The sequence below is a fragment of the Ramlibacter sp. genome (assembly GCF_035655895.1).
GTDB lineage: Bacteria > Pseudomonadota > Gammaproteobacteria > Burkholderiales > Burkholderiaceae_C > Ramlibacter.
In genome coordinates this window covers 916200-930322 of record NZ_DASRTN010000006.1, presented here as the reverse complement: position 1 = coordinate 930322, position 14123 = coordinate 916200, and the positions used below count along the sequence as shown (strand labels likewise).

Annotated in this window: 16 protein-coding genes; 11 read left to right on the top strand and 5 right to left on the bottom strand. The window is 69.3% G+C overall.

Features of this window, described 5'->3' with window-relative positions:
- The first annotated feature begins 48 nt into the window (after positions 1–48).
- The 6 genes from VFE82_RS07460 (at position 49) to VFE82_RS07435 (ending at position 3448) form a co-directional block, all read left to right on the top strand.
- On the top strand, positions 49–615 hold the full coding sequence (locus VFE82_RS07460; protein ID WP_324999624.1) for an RNA polymerase sigma factor: 567 nt from the start codon (positions 49–51) through the stop codon (positions 613–615).
- Positions 612–1046: a DUF3619 family protein gene (locus tag VFE82_RS07455; RefSeq protein ID WP_324999623.1), complete on the top strand. Its 435-nt coding sequence runs from the start codon at positions 612–614 to the stop codon at positions 1044–1046. Before VFE82_RS07460 ends, VFE82_RS07455 begins: the two co-directional genes overlap by 4 nt.
- A 13-nt stretch (positions 1047–1059) precedes the next feature.
- Positions 1060–1746 (top strand): DUF3106 domain-containing protein, encoded by a 687-nt coding sequence (locus VFE82_RS07450; RefSeq protein ID WP_324999622.1) that lies wholly within the window; start codon positions 1060–1062, stop codon positions 1744–1746.
- Between the two features lie 9 nt (positions 1747–1755).
- A complete protein-coding gene (locus VFE82_RS07445; RefSeq protein WP_324999621.1) occupies positions 1756–2301 on the top strand; it encodes an RDD family protein in 546 nt (181 codons plus the stop codon).
- Positions 2302–2325: 24 nt separating this feature from the next.
- Complete coding sequence (locus tag VFE82_RS07440) at positions 2326–2733, top strand: diacylglycerol kinase (protein ID WP_324999620.1); 408 nt, start codon at positions 2326–2328, stop codon at positions 2731–2733.
- A 127-nt stretch (positions 2734–2860) separates the two neighbouring features.
- The gene (locus tag VFE82_RS07435; RefSeq protein WP_324999619.1) at positions 2861–3448 is read left to right on the top strand and encodes a TIGR00730 family Rossman fold protein; all 588 of its coding nucleotides are present in this window, start codon (positions 2861–2863) and stop codon (positions 3446–3448) included.
- 19 nt (positions 3449–3467) lie between these two features.
- On the opposite strand, the gene VFE82_RS07430 is transcribed toward VFE82_RS07435, so the two are convergent.
- Positions 3468–3806: a P-II family nitrogen regulator gene (locus VFE82_RS07430; protein WP_324999618.1), complete on the bottom strand. Its 339-nt coding sequence runs from the start codon at positions 3804–3806 to the stop codon at positions 3468–3470.
- 15 nt (positions 3807–3821) lie between these two features.
- Entirely contained in the window at positions 3822–5486 is a 1665-nt protein-coding gene (locus VFE82_RS07425; protein ID WP_324999617.1) for an NAD+ synthase, read from the bottom strand.
- On the opposite strand from VFE82_RS07425, the gene VFE82_RS07420 reads away from it, so the two are divergent.
- Entirely contained in the window at positions 5485–6669 is a 1185-nt protein-coding gene (locus tag VFE82_RS07420) for a GNAT family N-acetyltransferase (RefSeq protein ID WP_324999616.1), read from the top strand. The two genes, VFE82_RS07425 and VFE82_RS07420, sit on opposite strands and share 2 nt — an antisense overlap.
- A gap of 99 nt (positions 6670–6768) precedes the next feature.
- On the opposite strand, the gene ppa is transcribed toward VFE82_RS07420, so the two are convergent.
- Entirely contained in the window at positions 6769–7311 is a 543-nt protein-coding gene (ppa, locus tag VFE82_RS07415) for an inorganic diphosphatase (protein WP_324999615.1), read from the bottom strand.
- A 277-nt stretch (positions 7312–7588) separates the two neighbouring features.
- Between ppa and VFE82_RS07410 the strand changes: the two genes are divergently transcribed.
- Both VFE82_RS07410 and VFE82_RS07405 read left to right on the top strand, forming a co-directional pair.
- On the top strand, positions 7589–7801 hold the full coding sequence (locus VFE82_RS07410) for a YodC family protein (RefSeq protein ID WP_324999614.1): 213 nt from the start codon (positions 7589–7591) through the stop codon (positions 7799–7801).
- Between the two features lie 329 nt (positions 7802–8130).
- The gene (locus tag VFE82_RS07405; protein WP_324999613.1) at positions 8131–10257 is read left to right on the top strand and encodes a sodium-translocating pyrophosphatase; all 2127 of its coding nucleotides are present in this window, start codon (positions 8131–8133) and stop codon (positions 10255–10257) included.
- 75 nt (positions 10258–10332) lie between these two features.
- Here VFE82_RS07405 and VFE82_RS07400 read toward each other — a convergent pair whose 3' ends face one another.
- A complete protein-coding gene (locus tag VFE82_RS07400) occupies positions 10333–10947 on the bottom strand; it encodes a TetR/AcrR family transcriptional regulator (RefSeq protein ID WP_324999612.1) in 615 nt (204 codons plus the stop codon).
- Between the two features lie 138 nt (positions 10948–11085).
- Here VFE82_RS07400 and VFE82_RS07395 point away from each other — a divergent pair, with 138 nt between their 5' ends.
- Both VFE82_RS07395 and VFE82_RS07390 read left to right on the top strand, forming a co-directional pair.
- Complete coding sequence (locus tag VFE82_RS07395) at positions 11086–11904, top strand: metal-dependent hydrolase (protein ID WP_324999611.1); 819 nt, start codon at positions 11086–11088, stop codon at positions 11902–11904.
- A gap of 82 nt (positions 11905–11986) precedes the next feature.
- Entirely contained in the window at positions 11987–13420 is a 1434-nt protein-coding gene (locus VFE82_RS07390; protein WP_324999610.1) for an aldehyde dehydrogenase family protein, read from the top strand.
- Between the two features lie 85 nt (positions 13421–13505).
- On the opposite strand, the gene VFE82_RS07385 is transcribed toward VFE82_RS07390, so the two are convergent.
- A complete protein-coding gene (locus tag VFE82_RS07385; protein ID WP_324999609.1) occupies positions 13506–14099 on the bottom strand; it encodes a DUF2937 family protein in 594 nt (197 codons plus the stop codon).
- Positions 14100–14123: the final 24 nt, after the last annotated feature.

Below are 14123 nucleotides of genomic sequence, written 5' to 3'. Positions count from 1 at the left end.
CGAGACGGCGTCCCGAGCCACCAGCCCTGAAGAAGGCGTCCCGCCCCCTTGGCCACCGAACGAGAACTCTCCGACTTCCTCAAGAGCGTCGAGAAACGGGCCTTCAAGCGCTCCGTCTACCACGTCCGCGACGACGAGGCGGCACTCGACATCGTGCAGGAAAGCATGATGAAGCTGGCGGAGCACTACGGCGACAAGCCGGCATCGGAGTTCCCGATGCTGTTCCAGCGCATCCTGTCGAACTGCACGCTGGACTGGTTCCGCCGCCAGAAGACGCGCAGGGCCCTGTTCTCCAACATGAGCGACTTCGAGTCCGCGTCCGACGACGGGGATTTCGACCTGCTGGAAACTTACGAGGTCCTGGAGAACTCACAGCAGACGGAGAGCGCCGAGGACGCCACCCGCCGGGCGCAGATCTTGCGAGAGATCGAAAGCGAGATCCAGGCCCTCCCCGGCCGTCAACGTGAAGCATTCCTGATGCGTTACTGGGAGGACATGGACGTTGCCGAGACGGCGGCGGCCATGGGCTGTTCCGAGGGAAGCGTCAAAACACATTGCTCCCGGGCAGTCCAGGCCCTCAGCAAAGCACTGAAGGCAAAGGGATTACAACTATGAACGTCGCCAACCCTTCACTGGCACTCGCCCGCCAGGACCAGTTTGGCCGCCGCTTGGCGGCCCGGCTGGATGCCGGCTCCTCGGAGCTGCCCCGAGACATCACCGAGCGTCTGCGTGCCGCGCGGGCGCAAGCGGTCGCCCGCCGCAAGGTCGCGGACCTGCAGACGGCACCCACCCGCCAGGTCAACGTCGGCGCCGACGGCCAGGCCAGCCTGGGCACCGGCGGCGAGCATCTGAACCTCTGGCAGCGCATCGCTTCGGCCCTGCCCCTGATCGTGCTGGCCGCCGGCCTGGTCACCATTCACGTCGTGCAGAACGACCGTCGCGCCAAGGAAGTCGCCGAAGTCGACGCCGCGCTGCTCACCGACGACCTGCCGCCCTCGGCGTACGCCGACCCCGGCTTCGTCCAGTTCCTCCGGTCCGATCGCTGAGCACGAGGGGCGCATGCAGGCAGACCCCTCCTCCCACGCAGATCCGGATCGCCCGGCCCTGCGCTGCACGGGCGTCGGCCTGGCAGCGTTGGCGACGGCCGGGCTGCTGACCTGGTGGCCACTGCACGCCGCTGCCGCCGGCCCTGGCGGCAGCCCGGGTGCCGCCCCGGCCGCCGTGGCCCAGCGGCCCGCCGCGTCCCGGCCCGCCCCGGCGCGTAGCGACACCCGCCCCACCTGGGCAGAGCTCAACGGCGACCAGCAGCAGGCCCTGCGGCCCCTCGCCTCGACCTGGGGCAGCCTGAGCGAGGCGCAGAAGCGCAAGTGGCTGGCGCTGTCCGCCAACTTCCGGACGCTGCCGCCGGCCGAGCAGGCCAAGCTGCACAGCCGGATGAACGAATGGGCGGCGCTCAGCCCCCAGCAACGGACCCAGGCGCGTCTGAACTTCGCCGAAACCAAGAGCCTGTCGCCCGACGACAAGAAGGCCAAATGGGAGGCCTACCAGGCACTCTCGCCCGACGAGAAGCGCAAGCTGGCCGCTGACGCCACGCCACGGACGCCGCCCACCGCGGCCGCTGTCCGCCCGGTGCCACCCCAGAAGCTCGCCACCGTGCCGCCCGCCAAGACCGACGGCAAACCGCCCCGCATCGCCGCCGGACAGGGGACCCCACCGGCCGGTGCGCCGTCGCCCAACGCCAACTGATCCGGCCCCATGACTGACGCGCCGACCTCGTCCGGCAGCCTGGGAGCGTCCGTGCCGTCCGCCTCGCTGGAGGCCCCGCCGCTGTTGCGGCGCATGGCTTGCTGGATCTACGAAGGCATGCTCATGTTCGCGGTCGTGTTCGTGGCTGGCTGGCTGTTCAGCTCGCTCGGCCAGGTCCGCAGCGGCATGGATGCCCGGCGCCCCCTGCTGCAGGCTTTCCTCTTCGTCGTGTTCGGCATCTACTTCACCTGGTTCTGGAGCCGGGGACAGACACTGGCGATGAAGACCTGGAACATCCGGGTGGTCGATCGGGCCGGCCTTCCGCTCACCCAAGCGCGTGCGCTGTTGCGTTACGTGCTGTCCTGGCTGTGGTTCCTGCCCCCGCTCGTCGCCCTCTCGCCGTTCCGACTCACCGCTGGCGAGGACGCCGTGGTGATCTTCGGCTGGGTCGCGGTGTGGGCCGTGGCCAGCCGCTTCCACCCGCAGCGGCAGTTCTGGCACGACGCGTGGGCCGGCACCCGGCTGGTGACGAGCGCGACCGCGCGCAAGGGCTGAACGCCGCTCGTGGACAATGGCCGCATGTCCCGCCCCCCCGACGCCCTCCAACCCGTCAATCCGCAGAAGCTGCGCTCCGGCCTCGATCGCATCTGGCATGCCACAGGCTATTCGCTCGACGGCCTGCGGGCCGGCTGGCGCGAGACCGCGTTCCGGCAGGAGGCGACCGCCGCCATCGTGCTGCTGCCGCTCGCATTCTGGCTGGGCCAGGGATGGGTGCAGGTGGCCCTGCTCGCCGGGTCGGTGCTGCTCGTGATGATCGTCGAGCTGCTCAACACCGGCATCGAGACCGTGGTCGACCGCATCGGGCCGGAATGGCACGACCTCTCTAAGCGCGCAAAGGACATGGGCAGTGCCGCCGTCCTGCTGAGCCTCGTCCTGGCGCTGGGCATCTGGACGGCCGCCACCGTGCAGCGGCTGGGCATTTCATGACGAACGAATTCGCATCCGGATCCGCCGGCGGCCGCAGCGCGACGGCCAGGTGCCGCGCGGCGACACGACCGGGCACCGCCGGCTGTGCCCCTGGAGCCGGCTCCCCGCCGGCCGCCGAGGTGGTCCGATGACAGCACCCTTCTCGATCTGCGTCTACTGCGGCTCGCGCAGCGGCGTCGCCGAGCACTTCGTGCAGGCGGCCGTGCAAGTGGGTCGCTGGATTGGCGAGCGCGGCGGCCAGCTGGTCTATGGGGGCGGCAACAAGGGCCTGATGGGCACGGTGGCAGACGCCACGCTGGCGGCCGGCGGCACGGTCGTGGGCATCATCCCGCAGGCGCTGGTCGACAAGGAGTTCGCCAAGCGCGACTGCACCGAGCTGCACATCGTCGGCAACATGCACGACCGCAAGCGGCTGATGTCCGAGCGCGCGGGCGCCTTCCTGGCGCTGCCCGGCGGCATCGGCACATTCGAGGAATTGTTCGAGGTCTGGACCTGGCGGCAGCTGGGCTACCACGACAAGCCGGTCGGGATCCTCGACACCGCCGGCTACTACCAGCCCCTGCTGCACTTCCTGCAGACCAGCGTGCGGGCCGGCTTCATGAACGAGTGGCAGATGGACCTGGTGCGCGTGGGCACCGATCCCGGGGCCCTGCTGCAGCAGCTGGTGGCGTCGTCGCCGGGCGCCGACGCGCCGCACGACCTGTCGCAGATCTAGCGGCCGAAGCCGCTCGCGTTCAGACCGCCGATTCGTCGGTTTCCCCGGTGCGAATGCGCACGACGCGCTCGACGCTGGTGACGAAGATCTTGCCGTCGCCGATCTTGCCGGTGCGCGCCGCCTTGACGATGGCGTCGACGCAGCGGTCGACGTCGTCGTCCTTGACCACCACTTCCACCTTCACCTTGGGCAGGAAGTCCACCACGTACTCGGCACCGCGGTACAGCTCCGTGTGGCCCTTCTGGCGCCCGAAGCCCTTGACCTCGGTGACCGTCAGTCCCGTCACCCCGCATTCGGCCAGGGCCTCGCGCACTTCCTCGAGCTTGAACGGTTTGACGATGGCGGTGATCTGTTTCATGTCCTCTGTTTCCCTCTAGGCCCGGAACTTGCCGGTAATAGGATAGCGCCAATCCTTGCCGAAGCCCCGGTGCGTGACACGGATGCCCACCGGCGCCTGGCGACGCTTGTATTCGTTGATGCGGACCAGCCGCGCGACCCGTTCGACGACGGCCCGCTCGAAACCGGCGGCCACGACCTGCTCCACGCCTTCGTCGTTCTCCATGTACCGCGACAGGATGGCATCCAGCACCTCGTAGGGCGGCAGGCTGTCCTGGTCGACCTGGTCGGCGCGCAGCTCGGCACTGGGTGGCCGCGTGATGATGCGCTCGGGAATCGGCGCGGCGCCGGTGCCGTACGGGTCGTTCAGGTTGCGCCATCGCGCCAGCCGGAACACGGCCGTCTTGAGCACGTCCTTGATCACCGCGAACCCGCCGGCCATGTCGCCGTACAGGGTGCAGTAGCCGGTGGCCATCTCGCTCTTGTTGCCGGTGGTCAGCACGATGCTGCCGAACTTGTTGGACAGGGCCATCAGCAGAACGCCGCGGATGCGCGCCTGGATGTTCTCCTCGGCGGTGTCTTCGGGCAGCCCCTTGAACTCGTCCGCCAGCGCTGCCTTGAAAGCCTCGAACTGCGGAACGATCGAGATCTCGTCGTAGCGCACGCCCAGCCGCGCGGCCATGTCGCGCGCGTCGATCCAGGAGATGTCGGCCGTGTAGGGCGAGGGCATCATCACCGCACGCACCTTGTCCTTGCCCAGCGCGTCGACGGCGATGGCCAGCACCAGCGCCGAGTCGATGCCGCCCGACAGGCCGAGCAGCACGCCCGGAAAGCCGTTCTTGCCGATGTAGTCGCGCACGCCCAGCACCAGCGCGTCCCAGAGGTCGGCCTCGGGCTCGCGCACCGGAGCCATGGGCGCCGTCAGCGCAAGCCCGTCGCCCGCCACGTCTGCCGTGACCTGGAACAGGTCTTCCTGGAAGGCGGGCGCGCGGCCCACCAGCGTGCCGTCGGCCCCGACGGCGAACGATGCGCCGTCGAACACGACCTCGTCCTGCCCGCCGACCAGGTGGGCGTAGACCACGGGCAGGTTCACCGCGCGTGCACGGTCGGCCATCCGGGCGACCCGCTCGCCCCCCTTGCCCACGTGGAAGGGCGATGCGTTGATGACCGCCAGCAGTTCGGCACCCGACTCTTGGGCCAGCATCGCAGGCTCGTCGAACCAGGCGTCCTCGCAGATGAGCAGGCCGACGTTGATGCCCTCGACCTGGAAGACGCAGCTGCCACGCCCCGGCGTGAAATAGCGGCGCTCGTCGAACACCTGGTAGTTGGGCAGCTCGCGCTTGGCATAGGTCTCGAGCACCCGGCCTTCCTTGAGGACGCTGGCGGCATTCAGCCGCCGCTGCACCTGGACCGACTTGCTGCGCACGTCGCCGCCGACCGGGTGGCCGACCACCACGTGCAGGCCCTTCAACCCCGCGAGCTCGCGGGCCACCGTTTTGACGGCATCATCGCAGGCAGCAATGAAGGCGGGCCGCAGGAAGAGGTCTTCGGCGGCATAGCCGCAGATCGACAGTTCCGGCGTGAGGACCAGTCGGGCGCCCTGCTCGTAGGCCTGGCGCGCGGCATCGATGATCTTTTGAGCGTTGCCCGGCATGTCGCCCACCACGAAGTTGAGCTGGGCGATGCAGATGTGAAGGGCCATGTCAGCAGTGAAAAAAGACCCGGACGATTATGTCATCCGACTCTGTGCCGCGCCGGCCGATGTGCCCGCTTCCGATTGGAACGAGTTGCTGTCCGCGCAGGACCAGCCGACGCCCTTCATGCGCCACGAGTACCTGGAGGCGCTGCATGCCAGCGGCAGCGCGACGCCCAGGACCGGCTGGACACCCAGGTTCCTGACCCTCTGGCGCGGCGCCTCGCTGCAGGCGGCCTGCGCGCTGTACGCCAAGGACCATTCCTACGGCGAGTACGTGTTCGACTGGGCCTGGGCCAGCGCGTACGAACAGCACGGGCTTGCGTACTACCCGAAGGGGCTGGTCGCGGTGCCTTTCACGCCGGTCCCCGGCTCCCGGCTGCTCGCGCGCGACGATGCGGCCCGGCGCGCCCTCGTGCGCCACCTCGTCGGGCTCAGCCGTCAGGACGAGCTCTCGTCGCTCCACCTGCTCTTCCTGTCCGACGCGGACGTGCGCGCCTGCGAGGCGGCAGGGCTGATGGCCCGGCACACGGTCCAGTTCCACTGGCTCAGCCAGGGCTGGCCCACGTTCGACGCATTCCTGGCCAGCCTGTCGCAGGACAAGCGCAAGAAGATCCGGCAGGAACGCCGCAAGGTGGCAGACGCCGGCGTCACCTTCCGGGCCCTGCGCGGCGAGGCCATCGGCGAAGCGGACTGGGACTTCTTCTACCGCTGCTACGAGCGCACCTACCGCGAGCACGGCAACGCCCCGTACCTGCGACGCGAGTTCTTCCGGCGCATGGGCAGCCAGCTCGCGTCGAACTGGCTGCTGTTCATCGCCGAACGGGGCGGCCGCGACATCGCATCGAGCTTGATCGGGTTGTCCCATGCGGCGGATGGCTCGCCCGAGGTGGCGTACGGCCGCTACTGGGGCGCCCTCGAACGGGTGGACTGCCTGCACTTCGAGGCGTGCTACTACCAGCCGCTGCAGTGGTGCATCGAACACGGCGTCGGCCGCTTCGAAGGCGGGGCGCAGGGCGAGCACAAGATGGCCCGAGCCCTGATGCCGGTGCGCACGCACAGCGCCCACTGGCTGGCCCATCCTGCATTCGCCGACGCGGTGGAACGCTTCCTCGAACGCGAAGGGCAAGGCATCGAGCACTACATGGACCACCTCCAGGAGCGCTCGCCGTTCCGGCAGTCCGCCACCTGACGTGAGCGGGCAGTTCCACGCCCGCGGCGCGCACGGCGCCGCCCCATCAAAAAAAGGCCGGGCGAACCCGGCCTTGCTGCTGGCGCAGGCGTGCGGCGATCAGGCTTCGCCGTGCAGCTTCTTGTACGCGGCGATGCCCTGCAGCACCTCCTGGCGGGCGGACTCGGGTCCTTCCCAGCCCAGCACCTTGACCCACTTGTTGGGCTCCAGGTCCTTGTAGTGCTCGAAGAAGTGGGCGATGGTCTTGAGCCGCAGCGGGTTCAGGTCCTCGGGCTTTTGCCACTGGGTGTAGATGGCGAGCACCTTGTCGACCGGCACCGCCAGCACCTTGGCGTCGTCGCCGGCTTCATCCTGCATCTTCAGGATGCCGATCGGCCGGCAGCTCACCACGACGCCCGGGATCAGCGGCACGGGCGTGATCACCAGCACGTCGACCGGATCACCGTCGCCGCTGATGGTCTTGGGCACGTAGCCGTAGTTCGTCGGGTAGTGCATGGACGTGCTCATGAAGCGGTCCACGAAGATGGCGCCGGTCTCCTTGTCCACTTCGTACTTCACGGGGTCCGCGTTCATCGGGATCTCGATGATCACGTTGAAGGCGTCGGGAATGTTCTTGCCGGGGGTGACGTTGTCGAGGGACATGGTCTGGATGGGTTCTGGAGGAAACGAGAGAGCTCGGGAAAACCCCGCATTATTCCTCAGGCACCTCGAGCAGGGTCGTCCCGCGCATCGGCCCGCATCCGGTCGACGCACCGTCGCGCAGGCGGGCCGGCTCTTCAGCACGCTGGCGCCGCCAGCTCTCTGCGCACGCGCCACGTCCGACGTGCTGCCGCCACGAGACTCCCGCAAGAGCCGGGGCCGACGGGGGTGAGCACGCCCGCGGCGCGCGTTTTTTTCGTCGCTCGGTAAACTGGCGCGCATGGAATTCCAGCCCGGCGACGTCGTCCAGTTGCTCAGCGGAGGCGCCGCCATGAACGTCCGGTCTGTCAGCACCAGCGCGGCGTTCTGTACCTGGCTGGACAACACCGGTGCTCGGCAGGTGGACGTCTTTCCGTTCTCGCAGCTGAAGCTCCTGCACCGGCTGCCGCCTCCGCCCAACTGGAACCCGGAGACGCCGCGTCCCGAGGAATGAGGCCCGCCGGCCTTCGCACGTCGGATCCGCAAGTGGCCTGACCGTGCGGCTTGCGGGCGCCTGGAACACCCCCGGGATGGCAGTCCTTCCAGCGCCTGTCGCAGCGGATGCGCAAACGCGACGTGCGGCTCCGGACAAACCCTCGTTTGCCTTCACAGCTGCGGGCATCGGTGGAGCGCGGCCCACCACCCCGCAGTTTTCGCCCGTATAGTCCGCCCGTTGGCCAATCGGGTCTCCTGCACGCTGGAGGCGACGAGGAAGCAACGCAGCGGAGGCACCGCCTGCGTGGCGCCTCCTCCAAGCGAAAACGACGCGAAGGAGATGAAGACATGACTGGCAACTCGGCGCTGATCTTGGCGCTCATCTGCGGCCTGGCCGCGGTGGCTTACGGGTTCTGGGCCCGCGGCTGGATCCTCTCGCAGGAGGCCGGCAATCCCCGGATGCAGGAGATCGCAGCGGCCATCCAGACCGGCGCCGCCGCCTATCTGGCCAGGCAGTACAAGACCATCGGCATCGTGGGCGTCGTCCTGGCCATCCTCATCGGGGTGTTCCTGGACGGCCAGACCGCGATCGGCTTCGTCATCGGCGCGGTGCTCTCGGGAGCCTGCGGCTTCATCGGCATGAACGTGTCCGTGCGCGCGAACGTGCGCACCGCGCAGGCCGCCACCCGCGGCATCGGGCCGGCGCTGGACGTGGCGTTCCGCGGCGGGGCGATCACCGGCATGCTGGTGGTCGGCCTGGGCCTGCTGGGCGTGACCGGCTTCTACTGGTTCCTGGTCGGCAACGGGCGGCTGACGCCGGACGCCAAGCTGGCCAACCTGCTCAACCCGCTGATCGGATTCGCGTTCGGCTCCTCGCTGATCTCGATCTTCGCGCGCCTGGGTGGCGGCATCTTCACCAAGGGGGCCGACGTCGGCGCCGACCTGGTCGGCAAGGTCGAGGCCGGCATCCCCGAGGACGACCCGCGCAACCCGGCCGTGATCGCCGACAACGTGGGCGACAACGTCGGCGACTGCGCGGGCATGGCAGCCGACCTGTTCGAGACCTACGCCGTCACGCTGATCGCCACCATGGTGCTCGGTGCGCTGCTGGTCGGCAATGCCGGCACCTCGGCGGTGCTGTACCCGCTGGCGCTGGGCGCGGTGTCGATCATCGCGTCCATCATCGGCTGCTTCTTCGTCAAGGCATCGCCCGGCATGCGCAACGTGATGCCGGCGCTGTACAAGGGCCTGGCCATCGCCGGCGCGCTGTCGCTGATCGCCTTCTACGGCGTGACGGTCTGGCTCATGCCCGACAACGCGATCACGGCCACCGGCTCGCAGCTGCGGCTGTTCGGCGCCTGCGCGGTCGGCCTGGTGCTCACCGGCCTGCTGGTCTGGATCACCGAGTTCTACACCGGCACGCAGTACTCGCCGGTGCGCCACATCGCGCAGGCCTCGACCACCGGCCACGGCACCAACATCATCGCGGGCCTGGGCGTGTCGATGCGCTCCACGGCATGGCCGGTGCTGTTCGTCTGCCTGGCGATCATCGCGGCCTACCAGCTGGCCGGCCTGTATGGCATCGCCGTGGCGGCCACCTCCATGCTGAGCATGGCTGGCATCGTGGTGGCGCTGGATGCCTATGGACCGATCACCGACAACGCTGGTGGCATCGCCGAGATGAGCGACCTGCCCTCCTCGGTGCGCGACATCACCGACCCCCTCGATGCCGTGGGCAACACCACCAAGGCCGTCACCAAGGGCTACGCCATCGGCTCGGCCGGCCTGGCAGCGCTGGTGCTGTTCGCCGACTACACGCACAAGCTGGAAGGCTACGGCCGTGCGATCAGCTTCGACCTGTCGGACCCGATGGTGATCGTGGGCCTGTTCATCGGCGGCCTGATCCCCTACCTGTTCGGTGCGATGGCCATGGAAGCGGTCGGCCGCGCGGCCGGTGCCGTGGTGGTCGAGGTGCGCCGGCAGTTCAGCACCATCAAGGGCATCATGGAAGGCACCGCCAAGCCCGAGTACGGCAGGGCGGTGGACATGCTCACCACGGCGGCCATCAAGGAAATGATCATCCCGTCGCTGCTGCCCGTGGTGGTGCCGATCCTGGTCGGCCTGATCCTCGGGCCCAAGGCGCTGGGCGGCCTGCTGATGGGCACCATCGTCACCGGCCTGTTCGTCGCCATCTCCATGTGCACCGGTGGCGGCGCGTGGGACAACGCCAAGAAGTACATCGAGGACGGCAACCACGGCGGCAAGGGCTCCGACGCGCACAAGGCCGCCGTCACCGGCGACACGGTCGGCGACCCCTACAAGGACACTGCCGGTCCGGCCGTCAACCCGCTGATCAAGATCATCAACATCGTCGCGCTGCTGATCGTGCCGCTGGTGGTGCGCTTCCACGGCGGCGATGCCCCGCAGGCGCCGTCCACCCCCGCGGCCGTCACCGCGCCGGCCGCCGCGAAGTGAGCGGCGCCAGCTGAACCGTTGGCCTGCCCTGACAGGCCCTGTCGCGATCGAAGGCCCGCCTCGCGCGGGCCTTTCTCATCGGGGTTTCGCCACGGTGGGCCCCCCGGCACCACCCGTCACGGACCGCACCAGCTGTGCCGCCGGTGCGACCAGCGACGCCAGGCGGTCGACCCGGTCCTGCTCGATGCACTCGAGCACCAGTTCGTTGATCCCGCCCACCACGGCCATCGCCATCTGCGCCGAGAGCGCTCCGCTGCCCCGCGGCCGGCCGTTGACCACCTCGAGCATGAAGGCGGCCAGCTCGCCGTTCACCCGGCGCCGCGCCGCCAGCCCGTCCGGCCCGAGGCCAAGGATCTCGACGTAGAGGGTGCGCATCAGCACGGGGTTGGCGGCCAGGGCGCTGAAGTACGCGGCCAGCGCTTGCTCGACCTGCGTCTGCCACGGATGGGCCGGGTCGAGCGCCCCACGCAGCACTTTCAGGCCGTTGTGGCTGGCGGCTTCGTAGAGCGCCACCAGGCATTCGGACTTGCCGTTGAAATGCTCGTAGAAGGTGCGTCGCGAGACCTTGGCTTCGCGCACGATGTCGGCGATCGTCGTGGCCGCGTAGCCCTTTTCGGCCACGGCATGCGCCATGCCCTGCAGCAGGCGGCCGCGGTGCTCGGACATCGGGAATTCATCGGACTCGACCATGACCGGATTCTCGTCGCCCGCTTCGCCGCCCGCTCCGGCGGGCGCGCCAACCACATTGGTACTTGACAGTACCAATGGCCGCCTCCATCATCCACGCACCCGGTACCGATGCGTACCGTTGCTGCCGGAGACCCCGCCATGACCGATCTCGTCGTCCGCCGCCTGCTCGTCGACATGGAGGCGCCCATCGAGCGCCACTGGTGCGCAGGCGACCCGTTCCGCACCGCGCTGTTCAACGCCCTGTCCATGAGCTTCCCGGTGGGTGAGCAGTTCTTCATCGACTCGGTGCGCGGCGGCTTCGCCCAGCTCGCGCCGGACCAGCAGGAGCGATTCCGGGCGGAGGTGCAGGGCTTCGTTGGCCAGGAGGCCACGCATCGTCGCCTGCACGCGCTGTACAACGGCCACCTGGCCAAGCTCGGGCTGGTGAACCACTGGGAGCAGCGCGCGCGCGACCGGCTCAAGCTGATGGAAGGGGTGGACTTCCGCCACTGGCTCGCCATCACCGCGGCCAACGAGCACTTCACCGCGATCTTCGCCGACTGGATGCTCCACAACGCCGACCTGCTGGGCGACCGCGACCCGCGCCTGGCCACCCTGTGGCTGTGGCACAGCGCCGAAGAGTCGGAGCACAAGAGCACCGCGTTCGACCTGTACCAGGCGCTTGGCGGCAGCCACGCGTGGCGGATCACCTGGTTCCGCCGCGTGACGATGATCTTCCTGACCGACACCCTGCGGCAGACGGTCAGCAACCTGCGCCAGGACGGCACGCTGTGGCGCTGGCGCACCTGGAAGAGCGCAGGCTCGTACCTGTTCGGCCGCCGTGGCCTGATCCGCCAGACCTTCCGCCCGTGGAAGGAGTACCTGCGACGCGACTTCCATCCGGCGCAGCAGGACAGCTCGGCCTCCGAGCGCTGGCTGCACGAACACCAGCACCAGTTCTCGCTGGTCGGACGCTGAGCTCGCGGCCGCGGCGCGCGGCGCCGTTCCCACCGCCCGCGTACTTTCTGCCACACGGCCACGCTTGCAGCAGAATCGCTGCATGCAACTCCACTACATCGGGAACGCCGGCCAGCGCTCCGCGACCGGCCGCACCATCCCCGTCATCGATCCTTCCGACGGCCAGGCCTTCGACGACCTGCAGCGCGGCAACGCCGACGACGTCGACCTGGCGGTGCGGGCCGCACGCCAGTGCTTCGATGGCGTCTGGAGCAAGCTCAGCGGCGCAGAACGCGGCCGCCTGCTGATGCGGCTGGCCGCCAAGGTGGCCGAGCACGGCGAGGAGCTCGCGGCCATCGAGCAGCGCGATTGCGGCAAGCCCACCAAGCAGGCGCGCGCCGATGCGGTGGCCCTGGTGCGCTACTTCGAGTTCTACGCCGGCGCCTGCGACAAGCTGCACGGCGACACCATCCCCTACCTGGACGGCTACAGCGTGCTCACCTGGCGCGAGCCGCACGGCGTCACGGGCCACGTGATCCCGTGGAACTATCCGATGCAGATCTTCGGGCGCAGCGTCGGTGGCGCGCTCGCGGCCGGCAACGTGTGCGTGGTGAAACCGTCCGAAGACGCGTGCCTCTCGCTGATCCGGGTCGCGCAACTGGCGGCCGAATGCGGCTTTCCGGCCGGTGCGATCAACATCGTGACCGGGTACGGCCACGAAGTGGGCGACGCCCTGGCCCGGCATCCCGGCATCGACCACATCAGCTTCACCGGCAGCCCGCGCGTCGGCACCCTGATCCAGCAGGCCGCGGCCGAACGGCACTGTCCGGTCACGCTCGAGCTGGGCGGCAAGAGCCCGCAGATCGTGTTCGACGATGCCGACCTCGACGCCGCGCTGCCGGCGGTGATCAACGCGATCGTGCAGAACGCCGGCCAGACCTGCTCGGCAGGCTCGCGTCTGCTGGTCCAGCAATCGCTCTACGAGCCGCTGCTCGACCGCCTCGGCCAGGCCTTCAGCAACCTGCGCGTGGGGCCGGCGCCGATGGACCTCGATGTGGGTCCGCTGATCCGCGCCAGCCAGCAGCAGCGCGTCTGGGATTTCCTGTCCGATGCGCAGCACGCCGACATCCCGATGGTGGCCCAGGGGCAGATCGTCGACGAGGCGCCGGACACCGGCTTCTACCAGGCGCCCACCCTGCTGCGCGACGTGCCCGCGACGCACCGGCTGGCGCAAGAGGAGGTGTTCGGCCCGGTGCTGGCCGCCATGGCCTTCCAGGACGAGGACCACGCGGTGCAGCTGGCGAACGCCACCCAGTTCGGGCTGGTGGCGGGCATCTGGACCCGCGACGGCGCCCGCCAGTTGCGCATGGCCCGCCGGGTGCGCAGCGGCCAGGTGTTCATCAACAACTACGGCGCGGGCGGCGGCGTCGAGCTGCCATTCGGCGGGGTGAAGTCGTCCGGCTACGGACGCGAGAAGGGCTTCGAGGCGTTGTACGGCTTCACGACCGTGAAGACGGTCGCCATCCGGCACGGGTGAGCTGGCCGGGGCAACGGTCCCGGGGACATGCGCGGCCGACGCGCTCTGCGGCTTGCGGCTCGGCGGCTCGGCGCCCGGCCGGCGGCTACCGGATCCCGCGTGCCGGGCGGCTGGCCCGGCCGTATGCGCGGTCCGGCGTGGCGGCCCTGGCCGGTGGCGACGGCGAGAACTTCAGCGGCGGCAGCCTGCGTTGCGTGAGGGCCAGCACCAGGTGCATGAGCGCGACGAACACCAGCCACACCAGCGAACCGATGGCTGCGCCCGCCAGCAGCGACTGCGGCGTGAACGACACCGCCGGCGCGAACTGGTCCCAGGTCGCGCGCAGCATCCGCGGATCGCCCGCCGTCACGAGGTAGAGCAGCTGGTGGTACAGATCGCCCCGCAGGGCGTCGGACGCCCGCGTGAGCCGGTCGACCGACTCGACCAGCTGGCTGATCGCCTGCGACTCGCCGCGGAACACGGGATCGGTGCTGCGCCAGTGGTGGTCGATCAGCGCCCGCAGGTCGCCGTTGAACATGCGGTCGGCCAGCTCGCGGAAGGGCTGCAGGTCCTTGCGTGCCTGCTCCAGCGCCCCGCCCACGCGCTGGCGGTACTGCGCCACGAAACTGGGGACGGTCGCGCCCCCGACGAAGGCGGCCACCAGGACCACCCGGTCCACCAAGCCCGTCACGATGCCCATGTCAGCCCCTCCCAGGGATTCACC

Bases quoted from the DNA above. Each gene is read 5' to 3' on its own strand.
- VFE82_RS07455 (WP_324999623.1), top strand. From the start codon at position 612: ATGAACGTCGCCAACCCTTCACTGGCACTCGCCCGCCAGGACCAGTTT.
- VFE82_RS07450 (WP_324999622.1), top strand. From the start codon at position 1,060: ATGCAGGCAGACCCCTCCTCCCACGCAGATCCGGATCGCCCGGCCCTG.
- VFE82_RS07445 (WP_324999621.1), top strand. From the start codon at position 1,756: ATGACTGACGCGCCGACCTCGTCCGGCAGCCTGGGAGCGTCCGTGCCG.
- VFE82_RS07440 (WP_324999620.1), top strand. From the start codon at position 2,326: ATGTCCCGCCCCCCCGACGCCCTCCAACCCGTCAATCCGCAGAAGCTG.
- VFE82_RS07435 (WP_324999619.1), top strand. From the start codon at position 2,861: ATGACAGCACCCTTCTCGATCTGCGTCTACTGCGGCTCGCGCAGCGGC.
- VFE82_RS07430 (WP_324999618.1), bottom strand. From the start codon at position 3,806: ATGAAACAGATCACCGCCATCGTCAAACCGTTCAAGCTCGAGGAAGTG.
- VFE82_RS07420 (WP_324999616.1), top strand. From the start codon at position 5,485: ATGTCAGCAGTGAAAAAAGACCCGGACGATTATGTCATCCGACTCTGT.
- VFE82_RS07425 (WP_324999617.1), bottom strand. From the start codon at position 5,486: ATGGCCCTTCACATCTGCATCGCCCAGCTCAACTTCGTGGTGGGCGAC.
- ppa (WP_324999615.1), bottom strand. From the start codon at position 7,311: ATGTCCCTCGACAACGTCACCCCCGGCAAGAACATTCCCGACGCCTTC.
- VFE82_RS07410 (WP_324999614.1), top strand. From the start codon at position 7,589: ATGGAATTCCAGCCCGGCGACGTCGTCCAGTTGCTCAGCGGAGGCGCC.
- VFE82_RS07405 (WP_324999613.1), top strand. From the start codon at position 8,131: ATGACTGGCAACTCGGCGCTGATCTTGGCGCTCATCTGCGGCCTGGCC.
- VFE82_RS07400 (WP_324999612.1), bottom strand. From the start codon at position 10,947: ATGGTCGAGTCCGATGAATTCCCGATGTCCGAGCACCGCGGCCGCCTG.
- VFE82_RS07395 (WP_324999611.1), top strand. From the start codon at position 11,086: ATGACCGATCTCGTCGTCCGCCGCCTGCTCGTCGACATGGAGGCGCCC.
- VFE82_RS07390 (WP_324999610.1), top strand. From the start codon at position 11,987: ATGCAACTCCACTACATCGGGAACGCCGGCCAGCGCTCCGCGACCGGC.
- VFE82_RS07385 (WP_324999609.1), bottom strand. From the start codon at position 14,099: ATGGGCATCGTGACGGGCTTGGTGGACCGGGTGGTCCTGGTGGCCGCC.